Source organism: Taibaiella lutea (assembly GCF_008629695.1).
Taxonomy (GTDB): domain Bacteria; phylum Bacteroidota; class Bacteroidia; order Chitinophagales; family Chitinophagaceae; genus Taibaiella; species Taibaiella lutea.
The window spans coordinates 544,117-566,060 of the sequence record NZ_VWSH01000001.1 but is presented as its reverse complement, the minus strand read 5'-3'; the positions used below and the strand labels follow the sequence as shown (position 1 = coordinate 566,060).

Here is a 21,944-nt window from a genome sequence, read left to right as displayed (position 1 = left end):
GAATAAGCAATAAAATAGCTTTGTTTGCCGACAAGATTAAAAACCGTTCTTAATCAAGGCAGCTGCAAGATTCAAAATAATTTTGAAATTACGAGGTCCAAATGCGACAATTGTAAGTGGTGAAATCCTAATTCTTTTAGAGAACATTCATTAATAGCAAAAGGTTAACGTACTAAAAAGGCTTTTTCCGCTCCGGCAGAACTTTTAATTTAATCAAACAATTAAAAATTAAGGGAAAGAATTTGCCGGAAATACTAAAAGTCCTTTTTTAGTATAAATGCGAATTTTTAAGGTCGAATCTGCATTTAAAGATGCCTACAATCCCTTCCTGCTTTTAAAGACGCCCGAATACTATATCTTTGCACTCTTTTGAAAATCAAATAACTGATAGAATTAAGATGATATTACCTGTTGTAGCCTATGGTCATCCCGTTTTGCGCAAAGAATGTGTGGATGTTGATAAGGACTATCCGGAATTGGATAAACTGATAGCCGATATGTGGGAAACGATGTATTACACTAATGGCGTGGGTATTGCCGCGCCACAAGTAAATAGGGCTGTGCGCATTTTTGTGATTGATACAGAACAGATTGTAGAAGGTTTTGACGAAGAAGACCGCAAGGAATTTCCTGATGAAAAAGGTATTAAACAAACCTTTATTAATGCCCGCATTGTTGAAACATCGGGCGAGCCTTGGGCTTATAATGAGGGTTGCCTGAGCATTCCTAAAATCAGGGAAGATATAAACCGCCCTGAGCATGTTCGCCTGAAGTTTGTAGATGAAAATTTTGTGGAGCACGAAGAAGACTATTACGGCATTACGGCACGTGTTATTCAGCATGAATACGACCATATTGATGGTAAACTGTTTATCGATTATCTGCCGCCGTTGAAAAAACGTTTATTAAAAAAGAAACTGGAAGATATTACCAAAGGTAAAGTGAGGGTGGATTACAGAATGTTATTGCCAAAATAGATTTATGGAAAAAGAATTGGAATTATCGCAGGAGCAAAATCTGCTCAAAAGGTATTTTAAACAAATGCCTGTCTTCTTTCCGTTAATCGGCTTGTTTTTGTTGGTGATGGCCGGTATAGAATTTTGGAATTATGCCGGCGACGGCGGTTATCTTCCTGTTTACTGGTTAAGGCCGATATTATTTTTAGTGTATGCATTATTATGGATACCCATTTGCTTCGGAAAAAAATGGGCAGCGCTCGGATTTTTGATACTGAGCATTCTTGGTATGGCTTTTTTCCTTTTTGGTCCTGACATTACCTTGAAACATGCTATTGGCGATGTTTATATTATGCCGATACCGGCAAATATTTTGTTCTCCTTTCTTATTCTTTTCTTCTACAGAAAATTGAAATAACATTCGAAATACTGCTTTATAAAATTGGTTCTTGTATCTTGAGGAAGATTAGATACAGGAACCAATTTTTTTTTGTTGATTTGTACCATAAGATTTTTAATTAAAAAAACATTGACCTGAGTTCTGTATTCCTCGTGGCAACCTCATCTCGGCCGCAGCGGTTTTATGAAATTGCGTAGCGGAGCGATCTTCAGGACAGGGAATCACTCATTTCAATAGAGTCTCTCCACTTAATAAAAAGCATTCCGCTACGGCTGTATGTTTTTATTCCGGTTGAGATGACGACATTGTTTAATATCAGATATCATACATGAACTACGCACAATCGTTTGAACGTTTACAGAATATATTAGCCGAGCTAAGGGAAAAATGTCCCTGGGACAAGAAGCAAACAATACAATCTTTAAGGATACAAACCATAGAGGAATTATACGAACTGGCAGATGCTATTACCGACGAAGATTGGCAAGGCATAAAGGAAGAATTGGGTGATATACTGCTGCATATTGTTTTTTACAGCTGTATAGGCGCTGAACAAAAACAATTCGATATAGGCGATGTTATTGAGTCGGTCTGTAACAAACTGGTGGCACGGCATCCACACATTTATGCCCATATTGATGTCGACAACGAAGAACAGGTAAAACAGAACTGGGAGAAGCTCAAATTAAAGGAAGGGCGCAAATCGGTACTGAGCGGCGTTCCCAAATCTTTGCCCGCAATAGTTAAGGCATTGAGGATTCAGGATAAGGCAAAACAGGTTGGTTTTGAATGGGATGACAAAACACAGGTGTTTGAAAAGATAGAAGAAGAACTGCATGAACTGAAAGAGGCAATTGAACATAAAAGCCAGGTTGATATTGAAGATGAGTTTGGTGATGTTTTGTTTTCTATGGTTAACTATGCAAGGTTTATTAATGTTGACCCTGAAAATGCTTTGGAGCGCACCAACAAAAAATTTAAAGCAAGGTTTGAATATATGGAAATGTTAGCTGAAGCAGAAGGAAAAGTGCTGCATGAAATGACATTGATGGAGATGGATGCTTTATGGAACAGAGCAAAAACAATAGCCCGTTAATCTTTGACCCTTTTGACTTTTTAATTTTTATTTTCCTTGAACAGGTGGTTTAAAAAATTTCCATATCCCGGTTGGTTGGTGCTTATAGTTTCCATGCTAATAATTAGTATGGAGGTTTACCATTTGGATAAATCGAACTTTACGCCGAAGAGCATGGTTGAAGATGTGCAAAATGATTTTCAATTTAAGGAACGGGCGGTTTATAACAATTACAAAAGCGGTTTATTTGATGTTATACTGAAAGACAGGCAGCATGCCATATTGCCAAGTGATTATTCTTTCTTTATTATAAGTGATAGCATTGCAGTTTTATGGAATACAAATACCATAAACCTGCCTGACGACCTGAGGTTTAATCCCGGGCAATTTCGGGCGGGCAAAATTGCAGCGTTGAAAAATGGTTTTTATTACATTCAGTCCTGGCCGGTAAAAACCGGGCATCCCGATAGCGCAGATTATTTTGCGGTAAGTATTATACCTATTGCATCTCAGTTTCCGTTAGAGAACCAGTATTTTAAATCGGGTTTTGTTGCAAATGAAAATATCCCTCGGGGAACTGAGATATCAGATACGCCTGTAACAGGTGCCATACCTGTTTTTAACTTAAATAATAAGCCGGTTTTTTATCTCAACTTTGAACAGACGACAGACGAGTTTTTTGTAGCAAATGGATGGACATGGTTTGTTGCAATTCTGTTATGCCTGTTTGTCGTATTCTGGCTCCATGAATTGTGTTATGGCATAGGTGTAAAAACGCAGAACCCGATGTTGGGTTTTTGTGCTTTATTAATAGTAGTGGTGCCTGTTTCATTCTTATTGAAGTATATTGAATATCCGGGCGGCTTTCAGAATTCCACCATATTTTCACCTGAACTCTATTACCCGTCTGAAGGCATTAAGTCTCTTGGTAACTTCCTGATCAGCATGCTCCTGCAATCATGGTTGTTCATTTATTTAGTTTCTTATGTGCCGTTAAAAGAAAACATATCAGGCTTAAATAAAACCATTGAAAAAACATTGCGCCTTTGTTTTGCAGTTTTGATATTGGTCTTTCTGTATAAATATTCCATTTCCGATATTTCCAATCTTATTATCGACAGTAAAATATCTTTTGAAACAGGCAATTTCTTTAACCTGAACTTCTACACATTTGTCGGCATTTTCACTATAGCCGTTATTACCATTAATTTTTTGGTACTGCTTGCTATTATCAATAAGTTATTACAGGGTGTTGTTAAGCAATGGTATTGGAAAATGTTGTTGCTGGCAGGTATTGCTTTAATAGTAATGTATTGCTTATTCGGTAAAGAATTTAAAAGCCTGTATGTAGCGGTTTTAATAATGACTTTGCTTGCTTTTCTATTGCTTAGCAGGTTCGGGCTGCCACTTAAAAAGCGCAAAAGTTATTATGACCTTAGCATAGCCACCTCTACTTATGTATGGTTTGCCATTTTATGTTCATGGGTGACAATTGAAATATTCTATTTCAATTACTCAAAGGAGCTGGAGCTCCGGAAATTATTTGCACGCAAGCAGGAACAAAAAGATGACGGTAATACTGCCTTTAAGTTTATAGGTGTAATGGATGATTTGCAAAAGGACAGTCTTGTGTGTTCCTATTTTGCGGATATGCAAAATAAAGACAAGAAAGACAATGTTTCCAATTACATCAATTACGTTTACCTCACTGATTTTTTTAAGAAATTTAATATTGATATTTACTTCTATGATAAAAACAGAAACCCTGTATTACGCAAGGATACTATAGATGCAATAATAAACAGGTATTCGGACAGCGTTTCCCAAACAAAATTCAAAGATGGCCTGCTGGATGTTGAGTCGCTTGCCGGCGGAGATTTTATCTATTGGTATCTGAGTCCTTACAAGTTTAATAATTCAGATGATACATTAGGTTATATCGGATTTGTTATTTCTGCAGATAAAAGATATAAACGGGGAGACCTGCGTTCATTCTTTGACGTAAACAGCAATCCTACCGACAGACAATATTATGACCATTATTCGTACGCTATTTATCATGACAAAAATTTATGGACGCAGTATGGTGATGTTGTATTTCCCTATCATCTCTCTGATACTTTAAATAGTAACAATGCAAGGTTCATAGAAGGCAATCAATATAATTCCGTATTACTTTTCCCATCGGCACGCAAAGAGATTATTAAAGTAGTTTACCAGCGAAATATCTTTACCAATATCGTTTCGCTCTTTAGTTATGTGCTTGCCTTATTGTTATTGGTAAGCGGTTCTGTATTTCTTATCAGATACTTTATATTTTATCCCGGCAGGATCCGCTCCATTTACAGGAATTTCACATTTACAATCCGGTCAAAAATAAATATCACCATCCTTGTTACGGTATTCCTTTCCTTGTTTATTGTAGGCTTTATTACTTTGTCTTTCCTTAGCAACAGGTATGATGATGCACAGAAAAAAAACCTTCAGGGATTGCTGAATTCCTATTCTTATTACATCAGGCATTATATTGAAGATAATGCAGTGAATCTGTCAAAAATGAAGAAACCGGTGCTGGCTCCTACTTATTCGGATTTCAGTTATTCGATGAATCAATTGGCACAAGAGCAGGGCGCCGACGTCAATATTTACAACATAAACGGACGGCTTATTGCTTCTTCCCAACTTGATTTATACAAGAAAGGGTTATTGTCAAGATATATGGATCGTTCTGTTTTATTGAGCATGGAACAGCATAATTCAAATGAATTATTACGGACGGAAAATATTGGAAAATTGCATTATCAAAGTATCTATGCTCCTCTCAGAGATAAAAATAATCAGGTAGTTGCGTACATTAATATTCCTTATTATGCTTCGGGCAAAGATTTTGAAAATGAAATTTCCAACGTTATTATAACCTTAATCAATGTGTACACGCTGGTATTTTTCCTTTCGGGATTATGTGCCATTTTTATATCAAACAGTATTGTCCGTTCTTTCCGTTTGTTGATTGATCAATTCAGGAATATAAGGTTACGCCATAATGAATATATCCAATGGCCATACAGAGACGAAATTGCATTACTGGTAAATGAATATAATTCCATGATGCGGAAAGTGGAAACGATGGCTACACGTCTGGCAAGAACGGAACGGGAAGCTGCCTGGCGCGATATTGCACGGCAGGTAGCGCATGAGATTAAGAATCCGTTGACTCCGATGAAGCTTAATATTCAATACCTGCAGCAAGCCATATCGGCTAACAGGCCTGATATAGATAAACTGGCGGCTAAGGTAGCAGGCGTATTGATTGAACAAATCGAAAACCTTAATATTATCGCTTCGGAATTTTCAAATTTTGCGAAGATGCCGGATGCATTTGCTGAAAACATCAGCCTGCATGAAGCACTGCAAACATTGGTTGATTTGTTTCAAAAAAACAACGATAATATCAGGCTGGAACTGACCTCTACTGATAAATCATTGATGGTGTATATCGATAAAAGCTACTTCATCAGAATATTCACCAATTTGCTGCAGAATGCCATTCAATCAATAGACGAAGATAAGCAAGGGTATATAAAAGTTTCATATGAACAAAATGACGGAAATATTGTAATAATCATTGAAGATAATGGCGGTGGTATTCCTAAGGAATTACAGGATAAATTGTTTCAGCCTTATTTCACTACAAAATCATCGGGAACAGGTCTTGGTCTTCCGATGACTAAAAACCTGATAGAAAATTCGGATGGTGCAATCTGGTTTATAACAAAAGAAGACGAAGGATCGCAATTTTTTGTAAGGTTACCAAAAGGTGAACCGGATTAGATGTAATTATGAAGTCGGGAAAAGTTCCGGCTTTTTATTTAATCTTTGTTTTGTAATTGTAGAATAGTTATATTAGTATGTCCCCGGACAGGCTCATGTAATTGAAAATAAAATAATTATCCGGGATCAAATTTTATTGCCATTTTTGAGCATAGACATTTCCTGAAAAAATTGGATGCGTAAATTTTTTAAAATTCTCTTGTACATTATAGGCAGTATTTTGTTGCTGCTGATTTTAATTGTGGTGTTTCTTCAAACGCCATGGGGAAAGTCATTTGTACGGAAACAGGCTGTCAGTTATTTGCAAAATAAGCTGCACACTGAAGTAAGGATTGACGCATTTGATTATTCTATTCCCGATAAGGTTTCTTTAGGTGGCGTTTTTATACGCGATTTGAAAAAAGATACTTTGCTGAATGTAGATAAGCTTGCCATTAATCTTGATATGTGGGCTTTGGTCAAAGGCAAGATATCGGTTGATAATATTTTGCTGGAAGGCGTCAACGCAAATATTTACAGGAGTAAACCGGATACGGTTTTCAACTACGAATTTATAATAAAAGCTTTTGCCGGTAATGATACGGCACAAAGCGCGCCTGATACCGCTGCATCCAAGCCGATGGATATTAATATCGGAAAAGTTGCACTGAAGAAAATTCGTTTAATATACAATGACGAAACAGGAGGTACTTACTTTTCGATGAATCTTGGCAGCCTTTTGCTTCGTATAAAAAAGCTGGACCTTGATAAAATGAAGTTTGAACTGAACGAATTTTCTGTTAGTCAGTTGAAAAGTTATTTTGCTACCGATACTTCTTATCTGCCTCCTCCTCCTAAAGATACGAGCGCCCCGGCTGATTTTCGTTTGACAGCCGATAAAGTTCATCTGGATAATATTCAGTTTTCGTTTTTAGGTAAGCAGGATTCTACTTTCTTCGGCATCAATCTGGGCAGTTTGAATGCCGACATCAAACAGTTTGGTTTATTGGATCAGGTTGCCGATTTAAATGCGCTTCAGATTGAAAAGGTACAATCAACCCTTGCTTTTGGAAAGCCGAAAACTACCATCAAAACTGTAGTTAAAGAAGAATTGGTTGATACATCTGTTGTCTACCACTGGAGAGTGAACGCCGGCAAATTGATGCTTAATAAAATCGGTTTTATTTACGATGATAATGCAGCACCGCGAATAACCTCCGGTATGGATTACAGCCATTTGAACATTCAGGGATTTTCATTTAATGCCGACGGGATTTTATATAGTTCGGATACGATTAGCGGTAAAGTGAGGCATGCCGCCCTTAATGAGAAGAGCGGGCTTAATATTATAGAATTCAGGACCGATTTTCTTTATTGCAATCGGGGGGCTTTGTTGAATAATCTTTATTTATTGACACCCGGAACGGAACTGCAACATTTACTGGATGTAAAATATCCTTCTATCGCAGCTGTTCAAAAGGATATGAACAAATTGCATTTGAATATTGATGTTGAGAAAAGCAAAGTCAGTATGAAAGATGTGATGTTGTTTTTACAACCGGAACAAAAGAAGATGTTGGCCGCTTACAGCACAGAGCAATTCAATATAGCTGCAAAGCTGAATGGCTATCTGAATGCATTGCAGATTCAAAACTTTGCTGCGAGAGGTCTACGTGGAACAGATATATTGCTGAATGGCAGATTGAATGGTCTTCCTGATCAAAACAAGCTGAATTACAATCTTAACATCCTTAGATTAAGAAGCACCTATAAAGATATTGAACCTTTCCTGACAGATAGTGTAAAAATGCTTGTGAATGTACCGGAATGGTTTATGGTGAACGGCCATATTTCGGGGACAACGCTGGATTACAATCCTGATTTGAAAATTCAGACATCAGATGGCGATGCAACTGTTGCCGGAACCGTTATGATGTCGCCGGGCGAAGGAAAAGAGAAGTACAATGTTGTTTTTTCCACCAAAGAATTGAACATAGGTAAAATACTCCGTCAGGATTCGGTTGTGGGTAAAGTTACCTTGGATGGTAAAGCAGATGGAACAAGCTTTGATATCAATAAAATGAATAACACATTTGCTGTCAATGTTCAGTCGTTGTGGTCGATGGGTTATAATTACAACAACATTCATCTGGCAGGTGGTGTTCAGGATAAAGTAGCGACCGTAAAAGGTAATTCAACAGATCCCAATCTGGATCTGACCATTGACGCTTTTGCAAACCTGGGAAACAAATATCCTTCGCTGTTTGGTGATTTGAATATTGAAAACCTTGATTTGCAGGCGTTGAATTTGTACAGCGATACCATGCGTTTCAAAGGTAATCTGCATGCTGATTTTGAGAGCCTGAACCCCGATTATCCTTCCGGTTTACTGACCATCGATAATCCTATCCTGAAAATGGCGGGTTATCAATTGAGTCCGGACAGTATTTACATACGTTCTACGCCTGTTGCTGACAGTCAGGATATTTATATGAATATCGCGAATGTACTGCATCTCAATATGAATGGGCGTGTGCCCCTAACCCAAACGGGTAATGCGTTTTTAGCGCATGTAAATGCACATTATAAAATTGCCGACAGCACATTCAAAAGCCCGGAGAACTATGATTTCAGCATAAATGCCAAGGCTGTTTATCAGCCGATTCTCAGAACATGGCTTCCTCAATTAAAGAGATTCGATACCATAAAGCTGGCTGCCGTAGTGCGTCCTGACACATTCAGTGTTTTTGCTTTTATACCGCGGTTAATTAATGGTACCGATAGATTGGATAGCGGTGTGGTTAAGGTTTACGAGGTTGGCGACACTATGAAATACAGTATTTCTACTAAACGTATTGCATCCGGAAATTACCAGTTATGGTATCCGAGAATAGGAGGTAGCCTTAGAAACGATAGTATATATGCACGTATTGTTCTGAACGATTCTCTCGGTAAAAATCAGTTTGCTATAGGAGCCGCTATGAATAAAGATTTGAAAAATGATTCCAGCTTTACTTATGTGCGTTTGTTTAAGGGAATTATTCTGAACTATGACAGATGGGATGTAAATCCGGCCAATCGACTGGTATTCGGTTCCGGTGGGTTTTATGTAAGAGATTTTTTAATGAGTAAAGGAGATGAATCCATTTCTGCCAATAGCCAGCAGCCTCAATTCGGATCGCCTTTCCAGTTTAATATCCATAATTTTTCGCTGTCTAATCTGACAAGGATGATCAGTAAGGATACGCTTCTTGCTGATGGTAAATTAGATGCAAATATTGAAATGGAATTTAACAGAGATTCTTTCCCTGACATCTATGCCAAAGCAGCCATTCATGATTTGAAAGCCTATAATATTCCTGTTGGAAATCTTGATTTGACCGCAAGTAATTCCGGGCCCGATTTTTATAATTTCTTATTGAAACTGACAGGCAATCAGAATGATGTGACTGTAAGCGGCGATTATTATCTAAAACCGGTGGACAGTAATGAATTCAAAATAAAGCTTGATGCAAAAGCATTGTACTTAAAGAGCCTCGAAGGGCTTACATTCGGCTCGATAAAAAATAGCAGCGGCTCCATAAAAGGGCAGCTCGATATTTCCGGAACAACAAACAGACCGAAGATAGCGGGTGAATTACAAACCGATAATCTTACTACGACAGTAAGCATGCTTAATACGCCGTATTCCATGCCGTCGGAAAAAATCCTTTTTGACAAAACCGGAATAACCTTTAATAATTTCACTATTTATGATGCAAAGAAACATAAACTTGTCATTGATGGTACTGCAAAGACAAGAAGCTGGTCAAGGTTTTTCCTTAACTTGAATGTTAATGCGGACAAATGGCTGGCCGTTAATTCAACAAAAAAAGATTATGACCTGTTTTACGGGAAATTGCTTGTCAGTACCGATTTGACCGTAAAAGGTTTAGCAACTGCACCAAGCGTAGAAGGGCAATTGCAAATTCATGACAGTACCAATATTACCTATGCAATGCTGGATGAAGGCCCGGGAGTACAGGCCTCTGAAGGTATTGTCAAGTTTATTGACAGCAGAGATACTTTTACTGTCGATTCATCTCTGATTGTATCACGACGTAATATTCGCGTAAGCAGAAGTAGCCAGTTGAATGTGAATGTAGGCATTGAAAAAAATGCCATTTTCAATGTAGTTATAGATCCGGTAACAGGTGATAATCTTCAGGTAAAAGGAGAAGCAAGCCTGAATACAGAAATAGGGCCGGATGGCGCTGTCGGGCTTACAGGTACTTATCAGCTGGAAGACGGTTATTATGAGTTACATTATAATTTCATAAAAAAGAAATTCAGAATCCAGTCGGGAAGCACCATTGCGTTATCCGGCGATCCGATGGATGCTGAAGTGGATATTACAGCGGTTTATGATTCTAAGATTGCTCCTTACGAATTAGTTGAGAAACAAGTGGATCAGCAGGATCTGAATCTGTACAGGCAAAGGTTGCCTTTTCAGGTCTTATTGAAATTAAAAGGAAAAGTATTGAAGCCCGATATCTCATTTGATATAGTGCTTCCTGAAACCACAACTAATACTGCAAGTTCGAGCGTTACAGATCAGGTGCAACGTAAGTTGACAGAAATAAGAAACGATCCTTCCACATTAAACAAACAAGTGTTTGCAGTATTGATTTTAGGAAGATTTGTTGCCGATGATCCATTTGCGTCGAGCGGTGGCGGCGGATTGGAATATGCTGCCCGTCAAAGCGCAAGCAGATTTTTGAGTGACCAGTTAAACAATCTTGCAGGACAGTTGGTGAAAGGAGTAGAGTTGAATGTAGATCTTCAGTCTTCCGAAGACTATTCCACAGGCACGCAGCAAACAAGATCTGATTTAAGTATTTCCGCATCTAAAAGATTATTTTCTGACAGATTGAATGTAACTGTAGGTAATGATTTTCAGTTGGAGGGGCCACAGGCTCAAAGCCAGCAAAGCAGCCTTATACCGGGTAACCTTTCTGCCGATTACCAACTTACAAAAGATGGTAAATATATGATCAGAGGTTACAGGATAAATCAGCTGCAAAATATCATAGATGGTTATGTTATCGAAACAGGTATAAGTTTCAGAGTTGTGTTGGAGTATAATAAGTTTAAATACATTTTCAGAAACAGAACCAAACAGCGCCAGAGAAGTCAGGAACAACCGGATAAAGATGCAGCCAAAAAAGAAGAAACAGAAAATTTAGCTAATCCTAAAAACGAAAAGACAGATTAATCATTTTGTGTCTGAAATTGATTAACCGGAATATTGCGATGCTGAAACAATTCAAAACATATCATGTTGCTTTTTTAATTTCAATAGTGCTGACGGCTATGGCTTGCAGCAATGCACGCTATTTGTCAGATAAAGAATCGTTGTATCTCGGTCCCGATGTAAAGATTATTGATACTTTCACTACGGCTGCGGAAAAGAAAAATTTTCAGGCACAACTGGAAGAAGCGGTAAGGCCTAAACCGAATTCAACTATTCTGGGCATCAGAGTTAAATTGACATTGTATAATATTGCAGGCGTCCCCAAAAAAGAAACAGGTCTTAGAAACTGGCTGCGCAACAAGATAGGAGAACCGCCTGTGTTGGGCAGTGATGTAAGCATTAACGGCAATAATAAAGTATTGCAGAATATCATGCAGAATTATGGTTTTTTTACAGCAGAATCTTCCGGATTTCTTGATGTAAAAAAGAAAAAAAGTACTGCAAAATTTGAAATTACCACCGGTCCCAGAACTTATCTGAGAAATGTTCGTTTCGAGCAAAATGATACCTCGGCTTTAGGAAGAGATATCCTCAGCACACAAGACAAGACATTATTGAAACCTGGTGATCCTTATAGCCTGCAGGCTGCTATAGACGAACGTTTGAGGATTGATTACGTTTTAAAGAATCAGGGTTATTATTATTTTTCACCTGATTATTTAATAGTTGTGGCAGATACCGGTATCGGTAATAATCAGGTTGATCTTACCGTAAAAGTAAAATACAACGAAATTCCGGCAAATGCTTACAGGCAATATCGTATCAATACAGTTTCTGTATATCCTAATTACAGGTTAAGCAATAAAAGCAGGGCAGGGAGTAATCAGAGTAAAGATTCTGCCGTAACCTTTGGTAGTCGCAGGAGAGAAGCCTCTTCTGCTGATACTGTTAAGTTTGACGATTTTCAGGTTATTGACAGAAACCACACTTACAGGCCATATGTTTTTTATCAGGCCATGCAATTCTCTCCGGGGGAATACTACAATAAAAAAGATCAGAATATTGCCTTAAACCGTTTGGTTACTTTAGGAGCATTTAAGTTTGTAAAGAATGAATTTACACCGGTAAAAGATACTAATGTCGATCTTTTAAATGTTGATTATTTATTGACGCCTTATGCCAAGAAATCATTCAACGGAGAGTTTGGCGGTTTTACGCAAAATGACAGCAGAGGAGGTGTGAGAGGAACAATAGGGTGGAAGAATAAAAATCTTTTCAGGGGTGCAGAATTACTTACAATCAAATTGTCCGGAAGCTTTGAAGCGCAATATGGCGGTATATCCCAGCGACCTAATGAATATACAGTGTCTTTGCAGACAACTTTGAATGTCCCCAGATTTATCATCCCTTTTGTGGAGGTGAAACCTTCCGGGATGTATATTCCTAGAACATTGATTAATGCAGGTTATGAATATTCATTACGTTCAGGTTATTATCAGATACATTCATTCAATGTTGGTTACGGTTACAACTGGAAAGAAGATATCCGCAAAGACCATAAGCTATTCCCGATAAATATTACGTTGGTTCAGACAGATACGATTGATGCTTCTCAGGCAGGTAATTTTAATCTGACCAATCTCTTTTATAACGGACTTATTTTCGGTCCTACTTATGAATTTACCTATAACTCGCAGGCTGATGGTGTAAAAAGGAAAAATAATTTCTATTTCGATGGATTGATAGATTTGTCAGGGAATATTGTAGGTATAGCTCAGAAAGCATCACCGGAAAATCCGCAAAAAATATTCGGCAGCAATTATGCGCAATACATCAAGACACAGTTGGATTTCAGGTATTACAGAACGCTGACGCCAAAATCAAGTTTTGCGGCCCATACAATATTAGGTTTTGGATACACTTATGGAAATTCAAGTACTCTTCCTAATGTCAAACAATTCTTCAGCGGTGGTAGCAGCAGTTTGAGAGGTTTTCCTTCAAGACTTGTCGGACCAGGTACTTATAATTACAGAGATGCAATAGATGACGGGGGAAAGCCTATTATAGAAGCTTTAGGAGATATTAAAACGGAATTCAGCATTGAATACAGACACAAATTATACAGCATTATTGAAGGCGGCCTTTTTGCGGACGCAGGAAATATCTGGTATTTGAGAGATCAAAAAGATTTCCCCGGAGGTACTTTCTCAAAGAACTTCTATAAAGAACTTGCCGGCGATGTGGGACTCGGTTTAAGGTTCGATTTCTCTATATTATTATTGCGTCTCGATTTCGCATTCCCTGTCCGTAAGCCTTGGTATCCTGAAGGAGAACGTTGGCGGTTTAATGATATAAGATTCGGAGATCCGGATTGGCGCAGGGAAAACCTGATGTTTAATCTTGCAATAGGTTATCCTTTCTAAAATCTCAACAAGGAACAATATACCATTTGAGACACCCGAAAGGCTGAAACATAATAGACTTACAAATTAAGAAAAGCCTTGAGCACATAAGTGTTCAAGGCTTTGAAATGAAAACTATAAAAGAAATTTATTCTACGTGTCCCATTACTACATTTCTGAGCTTAGTGGCAAATTGCATATTGAGTGCGCCATAAAGAATCGAAAATAAACCGACTACAATAAGCGATACACCGACTGTAAATACATTAGCCATCAAAGCAACGGAAATAATGGTACCTGCCGTAACGCTGGCAAAACGCATCATCATATTTTGCGCGCTGAATTTACCTTTAAGGATAAGCGCATAACCGTAAATAAACTGTAACGTAATGATGAATACAATGCCAAAACTCATGTAAGAAATGAATTGATGTGCATCTTTAACAATAAATGTAAATATGAAACCTGCGGCTAATTCAATAAGCCCTTCTAACAACAGCCATTGATGCGCAATTTCCAGATGCCTATTGTTATAAGCATAAAGCAAAGTCAACCCGGCTGCAACAAAATTTAATATACCAAATGAAACAATCAGAAACATAGGTATGAAATAAGAACATATCAATGCTGCAATACCCCAGACGATAGCTAAAGAGCCTTTGGCAACTAACAGGTTATTTTGTCTTGTGTTTTGTTCGGATTTTTGAATTGTATAGTCCATGATCTGAAAATTTTGGTTAACAATAAAACAATTCAAAGGTAGAAAGGTTTCATGGGAAGATTAAAGAAAAGGAGGCTGATTACGGTTTTAAATGCCGAAATTTGCAGTATTCAATTATCATTCAATGAGATAGAAACTTTATCGTTTTTCTCGATTGTTTTCATAGATTTTATACATAATGACCTTTTTCATTCAGCATGTTCAAAGGATTTTAGATACTTACGAAGGCCAGTTGCCTTTGTCCTTATTCCTGCGCCAATATTTTAAAGCATATCCGAAATTAGGCTCAAGAGACAGGAGAGCCCTGTCTGAAGCTACATTTATTTATTTCAGGTGCCGCAATTTTTTTGATGGTTCTGTTAATAACATGCATGTTATTGCTTTAGGTTACCATCTTTGTAAGAGCAAGAACGCTTTTTTAGCAAAGGCGCTGCATGAATTTAACATTACTGAAAGTACTGTTAAGCCTTTTTTTCAGCCAAATATTACTTTCAATATTTCTCAAGGTCTTTCAAGCGAAGAATGGTTGCATTCTTTGTGGCAGCAACCACAGCTTTTTATCAGAATCAGAAAATCAATAAATGAAGTAGTCGCGAACCTGAAGCAGCATGAAATTGATTTTGAAGTGATGAATGATTGGTATGGGAATGTAACCGATTGCATGAAAATTCAGACAGGAAAATCAATTGATAATTTATTGAATGAAGCAGATTATGTTGTGCAGGACTGGTCTTCGCAACAAAGTATTTATATTTTGTTGAATCAGTTAAAAAGCAATCCTGTAAAGGCTTGGGATGTATGTTCCGGTGCAGGAGGGAAATCCATTTTACTGAAAGATAAATTACCTGCATTTGACCTGACGGTTTCAGATATCAGGGCTTCTATACTCCACAATTTACAAACAAGGTTTAAACAATATGGTTTGGGAAAAGTAAAATCATTGGAAGTCAACAGTGCTGATGCAAATGCATTGAGAGAGAAATTAGGAGATCAGATGTTTGACCTGGTTGTCTGCGATGTGCCTTGCAGCGGCAGCGGTACGTGGGCAAGGACGCCTGAACAGTTTCATTTTTACAAACCTGCGATGCTTCAGAAGTTTAAAGAACTTCAATTTCCTATTGTGTCAAATGCAAGTAAATATGTGAAACAAGGTGGCCTTCTGGCTTATATAACCTGCAGTGTATTTCAGGAAGAAAACGAAGACGTGGTAAATCAATTGTTACAATCCGGAACATTAGATTTAAAACATACTCAGATTATTGACGGCATCGGTAATCAGGCAGATTGTATGTTTATTGCTGTGTTTGAAAAACAATAATTTTTACTGAATAAGAAGTTTTGTCGTTTGGAAATACTTGTCATTACTGAGTTTGAGGAGATATACGCCTTTGGCTAAATTGCCTAATGCAATATGCTTTCCTGAACGGGTATTGCCTTTTTGTAATTCGCGACCCTGTATGTCCGAAATGGAATATCGGATATTGCCTGAGCCTTCAATCATAATATAGCCATTAGCCGGGTTGGGGAATGTTTTAAAAAAGTTGGATTTTCCTGGTATATCCTGTAAACTTGTAACTGCATCCAGAGCCTTTTTGAAATCGGGAACACCATTACCCACAAAATAACTCTGTGCATTAAAAGAATCGGAAACGGAAGCAATCAAAGACCTTATCTGAAAGGGTGTCATATTTGGAACCGCTTGCATTAAACAGGTTGTAAGCCCTGCTATTATTGGTGTTGAATATGAAGTGCCACTTCGGTTTATCACAACTCCTGCAGGCGATACGACAGCTGCATTTACACCCATTCCGCATTCATCCGGTTTTAATCTGTTTGCTGCATTAGGCCCATGTCCCGATGTTGATGCAACAACCTTTGAAGCATTCACCGAACCTATAGTCATAGCGCTGTCTGCATCTCCGGGCGTTAAAATGTATTCCCATTCGTTTTGTCCTTCGTTACCTGCGCTTGCCACTACAATAATTCCCTTTTGCGTAGCGGTATTGGCAGCTTTAGCAACAAATGTGGTATGCCCGTCCAAATCGGCATAAACATGGCTGTCATCAGGATTGTCAAATTCATTATAACCTAAAGATGTTGTTATCAAATCGACTCCGATACTATCAGCTCTTTCCGCTGCAGCTACAAAATTACCTTCTTCAATAATCTGTTCTGTATTTTCATCATCCGTCACATATAATACATAAGAAGCATAAGGAGCAGTGCCGACATGCGTTTGCGGAACCAAAGAAGCCATACAGGAGAAAACATAACTGCCATGGTCGCTGTAGTCATAAACGTAAGAAGTATCCAGAATAAAGTTGTGCGTATCAAGCAATCTTCCTTCCTGATACATACTGTCAAATGCCATATTGTTATCAACACCAGTAAAACCGGCATCTATTACCGCTATCAGTTTATTATTGCCGGTCCAGCCTTTGCTGTGTAAATATTCACCGTTGCAAAGATGTATCTGTTCCCATGCCTGGCCATAATAGTTTTCATCATAGTCTGTAGGTTTGCCACCTGTCGGAATACTGTCTGCCGGTGCGGGTAACAAATGCAAGCCGGTAGGATAATAACCTGCAATCCTCACGTCTTTTACAAAATCAATCGTTAAAAGATTAAGAATGCTTGATGAATCATGAATTAAAATGACAGCGAAGTTTTGCCATCTTGATGTAAGATGCAATGTCCCGTTTGTGACATGCAGAATGCTGTCAACATAAGACTGCACGGCAGGTAAATCGGTACTGTCAATGTTTATGCCATATTTTGTCCTGCGGTCCAATGCTCTTTGCGATAAGTAAGCCTGTGGATTACTTAAGCTGAATGTAGTAGCATTTTTATCTTTAAAATTGACAAAAAAAGCATATTGCTCATCTTGTGCTTCAGCATATTGCGTAACCAATAAAATGATTATCAGCAGACAGTATTTTAAGTGATTACGCATCATGCAATTTATTTTTGTGTTTACTTGTCGGTAAATGTATCTGCGCTATGTTCTGAAATCGAATTCAGTTCCAGAAAAGAACAATCTGTAATGCTGACAAATTTATGCCAGACGTAAGGTTGTATTTCTATCTTTACCGGACCTTCAACAGGTACTTTTATTATTTCTGTATCGTTTACATTTCTGTAATGTAACATCAACGAACCATGTACCAATATTATTATCTCAGGGTTTTTGGTAAGCGATATTCCTTTATGGTAATGATTCCCGCTTATGCTTCCCGCTTTTCTGAAACACAGTAAATGTCTTCCATATCTTTCATGAAAATATTCATAAGTATAGCCTCTTTCGTCAATGCCAATCTTATCTAAAGGCGTTATAGTTATCATAGTAAACTGTTTTGTTATGCTTCATCTTCAGATGTAGCAGTTTCTTCCTGAATTCCGGTACTTAACTTTACTTCTCCTTTTACTAAATCAATTTTGCCTTCTTTTGCCATTTCCCTCAAACGCCAATGCAAAAAGGAATCACCTGTAGGTACTTTATTTTTGGAAATGGCAAGGTTCACTATTTTGTTTGCTTTCTGATTCTGTGCTGTAATATGTTGTAACAGCGCATCATCGTAAAAGCTTATCGGCTGCGATTTCAGGCGTTTCCCGCCTTCATGCACTCTTATACCTGCGTTTTCCGAAAGCAACCTCGGCCATTCATCCATATCAGTTTCCCATTCCGAAGGAGTTGTAACTCTTGCCAGTTTTCTTGCTTTTAAAATTTCCTTTACAGGAATATAACCGATGCTTTCAGGATAGAATAGTTTTCCGTTTTCATCAAGGAACGGCAGGCCGTTGATATTTACAACAGAAAATCTTCCCTGATGTTTTTTAAGGAAATGCAACAGCCAGAAATATGCTGCAATATCGGCAGGAGCGGGAGCCATCCAAAACCAGACTGCTACATTTTCATCATTGGATAAAAGACTGGATATTTCCATCAACCGCTCCAGATCATCTACCTGAATATTATGCTGATTTTCAGAAACCGTATTCCAGAACAAAGAGCGGCCCTCACTAAAACTCAGGCCTTCTGTTTTTAATGGTCCTACGTGTAAGATATCTTTCAGCACAACCACTTCGCCCGACATAACCTCATGTGCGGCACAGGCTTCTATTAAAGGTTTGGCAGTCACATCGCCAACTATCAGATGTATTATACGCATATCCTGCAAAATAAAGGCTAATTTACGGAATAGCCAATCACATAGCGCATCCCCAAAATGCTTATATTCGTTTTCTAAATTTTAAGATAATATGTTTGCAATTGCATTGCACGGCGGGGCAGGAACGGTAGAACGTCATTTGTTGAATGAAGAAAAGCAAAAACAATATGAGGACGGCATGAAAGCCGCTGTTGATGCAGGGTATGAAGTACTGAATAACGGTGGTTCTTCTTTAGATGCTGTTGTTGCCGCTGTTCAGTCTCTTGAAGATTGTCCTTTATTCAATGCAGGAAAAGGTGCCGTTTTTAATCATGAAGGCAGACATGAAATGGATGCTTCGTTAATGAATGGTTTGAACAGGGAGGCGGGCGCTGTGGCAAGCGTGAGGAATGTGAAAAATCCTGTTTTGCTTGCAAAAGCAATAATGGAAAAGTCAGAGCATGTTTTCATGGCAGGTGATGGCGCTGAAATCTTTGCAAAGAAACATGGCATTGCATTTGAACCTGATGAATATTTCTTTGATGCTTTCAGGTACGAACAATACAAAGCGGCACTGGCAACAGATAGAGTGCAGTTGGATCATAGTGTAGCGGGCGACCGTAAATTCAGTACAGTCGGAGCGGTTGCGTTAGATAAATACGGAAATATAAGCGCAGCTACAAGTACCGGCGGCATGACCAATAAGAAATTCGGCAGGGTAGGAGATACCCCGATGATTGGTGCGGGAACTTATGCCAACAACGAAACCTGCGCCGTATCCTGTACAGGTCATGGCGAATTGTTTATCCGTCAGGTTGTAGCGCATCAGGTGCATTGCATGATGAAGTACAAAGGGGTTTCACTTGAAGAGGCCTGTGAACAGGTAGTTATGAAAGATTTGGTGGAGATAGAAGGAGAAGGCGGTCTGATAGCTATTGACACAAAAGGCAATATTGCTTTCAGTTTCAATTCTTCGGGCATGTATCGCGGCTACAAGAAAAGTGACGGCACCGAGGGTGTTGCTATTTATCGTTAATAGAAATAGATAAAAACAGGGCCGCAAAACTGCGGCCCTGTTTTTATCTGAAATACTTCGTCATTAGTCTGTGTTTTTCACCAACAACAAACAATATCTATTTCGCTTTTTTGATTAGCTTTTTCACCATTATAAGATGGCCGTTTTTGTCCATTAGCTTCACAAAATAAACACCGCTGTTTAACCGGCTGACATTGACTTTTTGTTCGTTGCCGAAATATATAATAGCCCTGCCGCTTAAATCGGTAACAGTACCTTGAAACGGATTGCTGCTTTCGATGTAAAGTATATCTGTAACCGGATTCGGATAAACCGAGAACTCCTGTAACGCAGGGTTGACAATACCTGTAGCTCCTTTATTGATTGTAATAAATGCAGAGTCGGTACAACCTTCGCTGTTGGCTACTACAACAGAATAGATGCCGCTAAGCGTTGGTTGGTAGTTTGCGGCATTCGCACCGCTAATTTCTATGCCATCCTTGTACCATTTATAAGATGTATAGGTTCCGGAAGTGTTGATTACCGGATCGTTAAATGTTAAATGAACGGGCTCAACGCTGCCTCGTACGGTAAAAGTATCAAAACGCTGCCCGCAGGTAGTATTGTAACTTACCCAGTATTTTCCGGGCTGATGCACATTTGTAAAAGTGGCTGTGCTTCCGTCAGACCATACATAGCCCTGGAAGCCAGGTGTGGCAATAAGATTCAGGCCGGTGCTGAAAGGGAATTGACAGATGCAGGTGTCGAAATAAGAACGATTCAGCGACTTGACAACATTCGTGGCTTTTACTACCGTATTGTGCAATCCCAGAGAATTATTCATTGCCAGGCCCGGTTGCACTACGGGCATCAATGTTTCGGTAATCGAATCGCGAAAGTGGCAACCGGTGCCTGTTATATCAGGTTGCTCTACACTGCCTAAATAATTAGGGCCCGCAATACTGATAAATCCGGCCCGGAAATATATTTTGCCGTTTACTGCCAGCCTTATATCGCCGGGAAAGCTACCACCAAGCATGACTTTGGTAGCTACAGGGTCGCAATCCAACAGATTATATTGTATAATGGTTCCCTTATTGCCGTACAATAGCTTTCCGTTTGGCGAAAAGCAGCTGCCATAAACATTAGACTCGTCGAGGATTTTATCCATAGAGACTTTGCCGTTTGTTTTATCAAAATTGAGTATCTCCATCCTTGACAAACTGTTGACGGCAATTTTATTTCCGTCAGGGCTCACTGTCATGGTCGTTGCAAAATAGAAGTCATGTGTGGAAACACCCGCAGCCGATATTACAGGCGTAGTGTTTATACCTGTAGTTGTTATATTGAAAGCATAGTACTTGTCTGAAAAATTGCCGCGTGTAAGGAGCCATACATTATTGTTACAGCCCGGCGCTGCAATCAGCTTTTCAGTTAATGAATCGAGCAGTTTTACGTGTGTCAGCGGAAAGGTAATGTCGATATCTCCCATCCCGTTATTCAGGCTCATGTCAACAAGGTAAACGTAGAGCCTGGTGCTATGCGCAAACAGGTAGAATTTATTAAGCTGGCCGGGTACCGGAATGATTACAGCCGGTTGTGTGGTGGTTAAAGCTTCGTTTTCAGAAATATCCAGGTTCTGTCCGTGCGGGAATACGTTGCCGGCCGAATCCCAAACCTTATTGCCATTTGTATAAAACATCAGTCCGCCTTCCGGAGCAGCTATTGCAGTGCAGCCTTCTCCGTTATAAGCATTTGTTGTTATAGGTAGGGGATTGCCGGATGAAAAATCCATTCCGGTTTTGTTTCCAAAAGCCCAGATTTTGTTTTCCGGTAAATTATATTGTGCAAACATTTTTGTCGCAGCAAAGAATAACAGGCCAAATGCCAGCAGAAAAGGTAAGCGTTTCCTCATGATGAATCGGTTAAATTGTGAGTCGGAATATAGATACTAAGTTACAGATATTTAAGATAAGGAAACGTATAGATAGATTTGTTTTATTAAAGAGAATATGCGAATTATTGCGGTCTGAATACAGCTTATTCAATCTGCTTTATACTATCTGAAACTTTGTACATGCACCCTAAATCTTTGTACATGCGCGTTGAGACTTTGTAAATGGGCATCAAATATTTGTACATGGACGTTACATCTTAATATAGAAGCGAGGCCGCAAAATTGCG

13 protein-coding genes are annotated in these 21,944 nt (G+C 38.7%); 8 read left to right on the top strand and 5 right to left on the bottom strand.

Annotated features, from left to right (window positions below; genetic code table 11):
* Window positions 1-398 precede the first annotated feature (398 nt).
* The 6 genes from def to tamL all read left to right on the top strand — a co-directional run bounded on the left by def (window position 399) and on the right by tamL (window position 13,897).
* Window positions 399-977: a peptide deformylase gene (gene def, locus F0919_RS02340; protein WP_150031104.1), complete on the top strand. Its 579-nt coding sequence runs from the start codon at window positions 399-401 to the stop codon at window positions 975-977.
* A gap of 4 nt (window positions 978-981) precedes the next feature.
* Entirely contained in the window at window positions 982-1,374 is a 393-nt protein-coding gene (locus F0919_RS02335; protein WP_150031103.1) for a hypothetical protein, read from the top strand.
* Between the two features lie 310 nt (window positions 1,375-1,684).
* The gene (mazG, locus tag F0919_RS02330; RefSeq protein ID WP_150031102.1) at window positions 1,685-2,452 is read left to right on the top strand and encodes a nucleoside triphosphate pyrophosphohydrolase; all 768 of its coding nucleotides are present in this window, start codon (window positions 1,685-1,687) and stop codon (window positions 2,450-2,452) included.
* Between the two features lie 108 nt (window positions 2,453-2,560).
* Complete coding sequence (locus F0919_RS02325) at window positions 2,561-6,262, top strand: sensor histidine kinase (RefSeq protein ID WP_216629355.1); 3,702 nt, start codon at window positions 2,561-2,563, stop codon at window positions 6,260-6,262.
* Between the two features lie 175 nt (window positions 6,263-6,437).
* Complete coding sequence (locus F0919_RS02320; RefSeq protein WP_150031100.1) at window positions 6,438-11,495, top strand: translocation/assembly module TamB domain-containing protein; 5,058 nt, start codon at window positions 6,438-6,440, stop codon at window positions 11,493-11,495.
* Window positions 11,496-11,533: 38 nt separating this feature from the next.
* Window positions 11,534-13,897, top strand: coding sequence for a translocation and assembly module lipoprotein TamL (tamL, locus tag F0919_RS02315; protein ID WP_150031099.1), 2,364 nt, complete (start codon window positions 11,534-11,536; stop codon window positions 13,895-13,897).
* Between the two features lie 127 nt (window positions 13,898-14,024).
* On the opposite strand, the gene F0919_RS02310 is transcribed toward tamL, so the two are convergent.
* Window positions 14,025-14,597: a hypothetical protein gene (locus tag F0919_RS02310; protein ID WP_150031098.1), complete on the bottom strand. Its 573-nt coding sequence runs from the start codon at window positions 14,595-14,597 to the stop codon at window positions 14,025-14,027.
* Window positions 14,598-14,775: 178 nt separating this feature from the next.
* Between F0919_RS02310 and F0919_RS02305 the strand changes: the two genes are divergently transcribed.
* Window positions 14,776-15,915, top strand: a complete 1,140-nt coding sequence (locus F0919_RS02305) for an RsmB/NOP family class I SAM-dependent RNA methyltransferase (RefSeq protein ID WP_150031097.1) — start codon at window positions 14,776-14,778, stop codon at window positions 15,913-15,915.
* 3 nt (window positions 15,916-15,918) lie between these two features.
* On the opposite strand, the gene F0919_RS02300 is transcribed toward F0919_RS02305, so the two are convergent.
* The 3 genes from F0919_RS02300 to F0919_RS02290 are packed head-to-tail and all read right to left on the bottom strand — an operon-like array spanning window position 15,919 to window position 18,766.
* Window positions 15,919-17,553, bottom strand: coding sequence for a S8 family peptidase (locus F0919_RS02300; RefSeq protein WP_150031096.1), 1,635 nt, complete (start codon window positions 17,551-17,553; stop codon window positions 15,919-15,921).
* 17 nt (window positions 17,554-17,570) lie between these two features.
* Window positions 17,571-17,939 (bottom strand): polysaccharide biosynthesis C-terminal domain-containing protein, encoded by a 369-nt coding sequence (locus F0919_RS02295; RefSeq protein WP_150031095.1) that lies wholly within the window; start codon window positions 17,937-17,939, stop codon window positions 17,571-17,573.
* Window positions 17,940-17,953: 14 nt separating this feature from the next.
* Complete coding sequence (locus F0919_RS02290) at window positions 17,954-18,766, bottom strand: DUF3658 domain-containing protein (protein WP_150031094.1); 813 nt, start codon at window positions 18,764-18,766, stop codon at window positions 17,954-17,956.
* A gap of 91 nt (window positions 18,767-18,857) precedes the next feature.
* Here F0919_RS02290 and F0919_RS02285 point away from each other — a divergent pair, with 91 nt between their 5' ends.
* The gene (locus F0919_RS02285) at window positions 18,858-19,781 is read left to right on the top strand and encodes an isoaspartyl peptidase/L-asparaginase family protein (RefSeq protein WP_150031093.1); all 924 of its coding nucleotides are present in this window, start codon (window positions 18,858-18,860) and stop codon (window positions 19,779-19,781) included.
* A 97-nt stretch (window positions 19,782-19,878) separates the two neighbouring features.
* On the opposite strand, the gene F0919_RS02280 is transcribed toward F0919_RS02285, so the two are convergent.
* Window positions 19,879-21,675: a T9SS type A sorting domain-containing protein gene (locus tag F0919_RS02280; protein WP_150031092.1), complete on the bottom strand. Its 1,797-nt coding sequence runs from the start codon at window positions 21,673-21,675 to the stop codon at window positions 19,879-19,881.
* Between the last annotated feature and the right edge of the window lie 269 nt (window positions 21,676-21,944).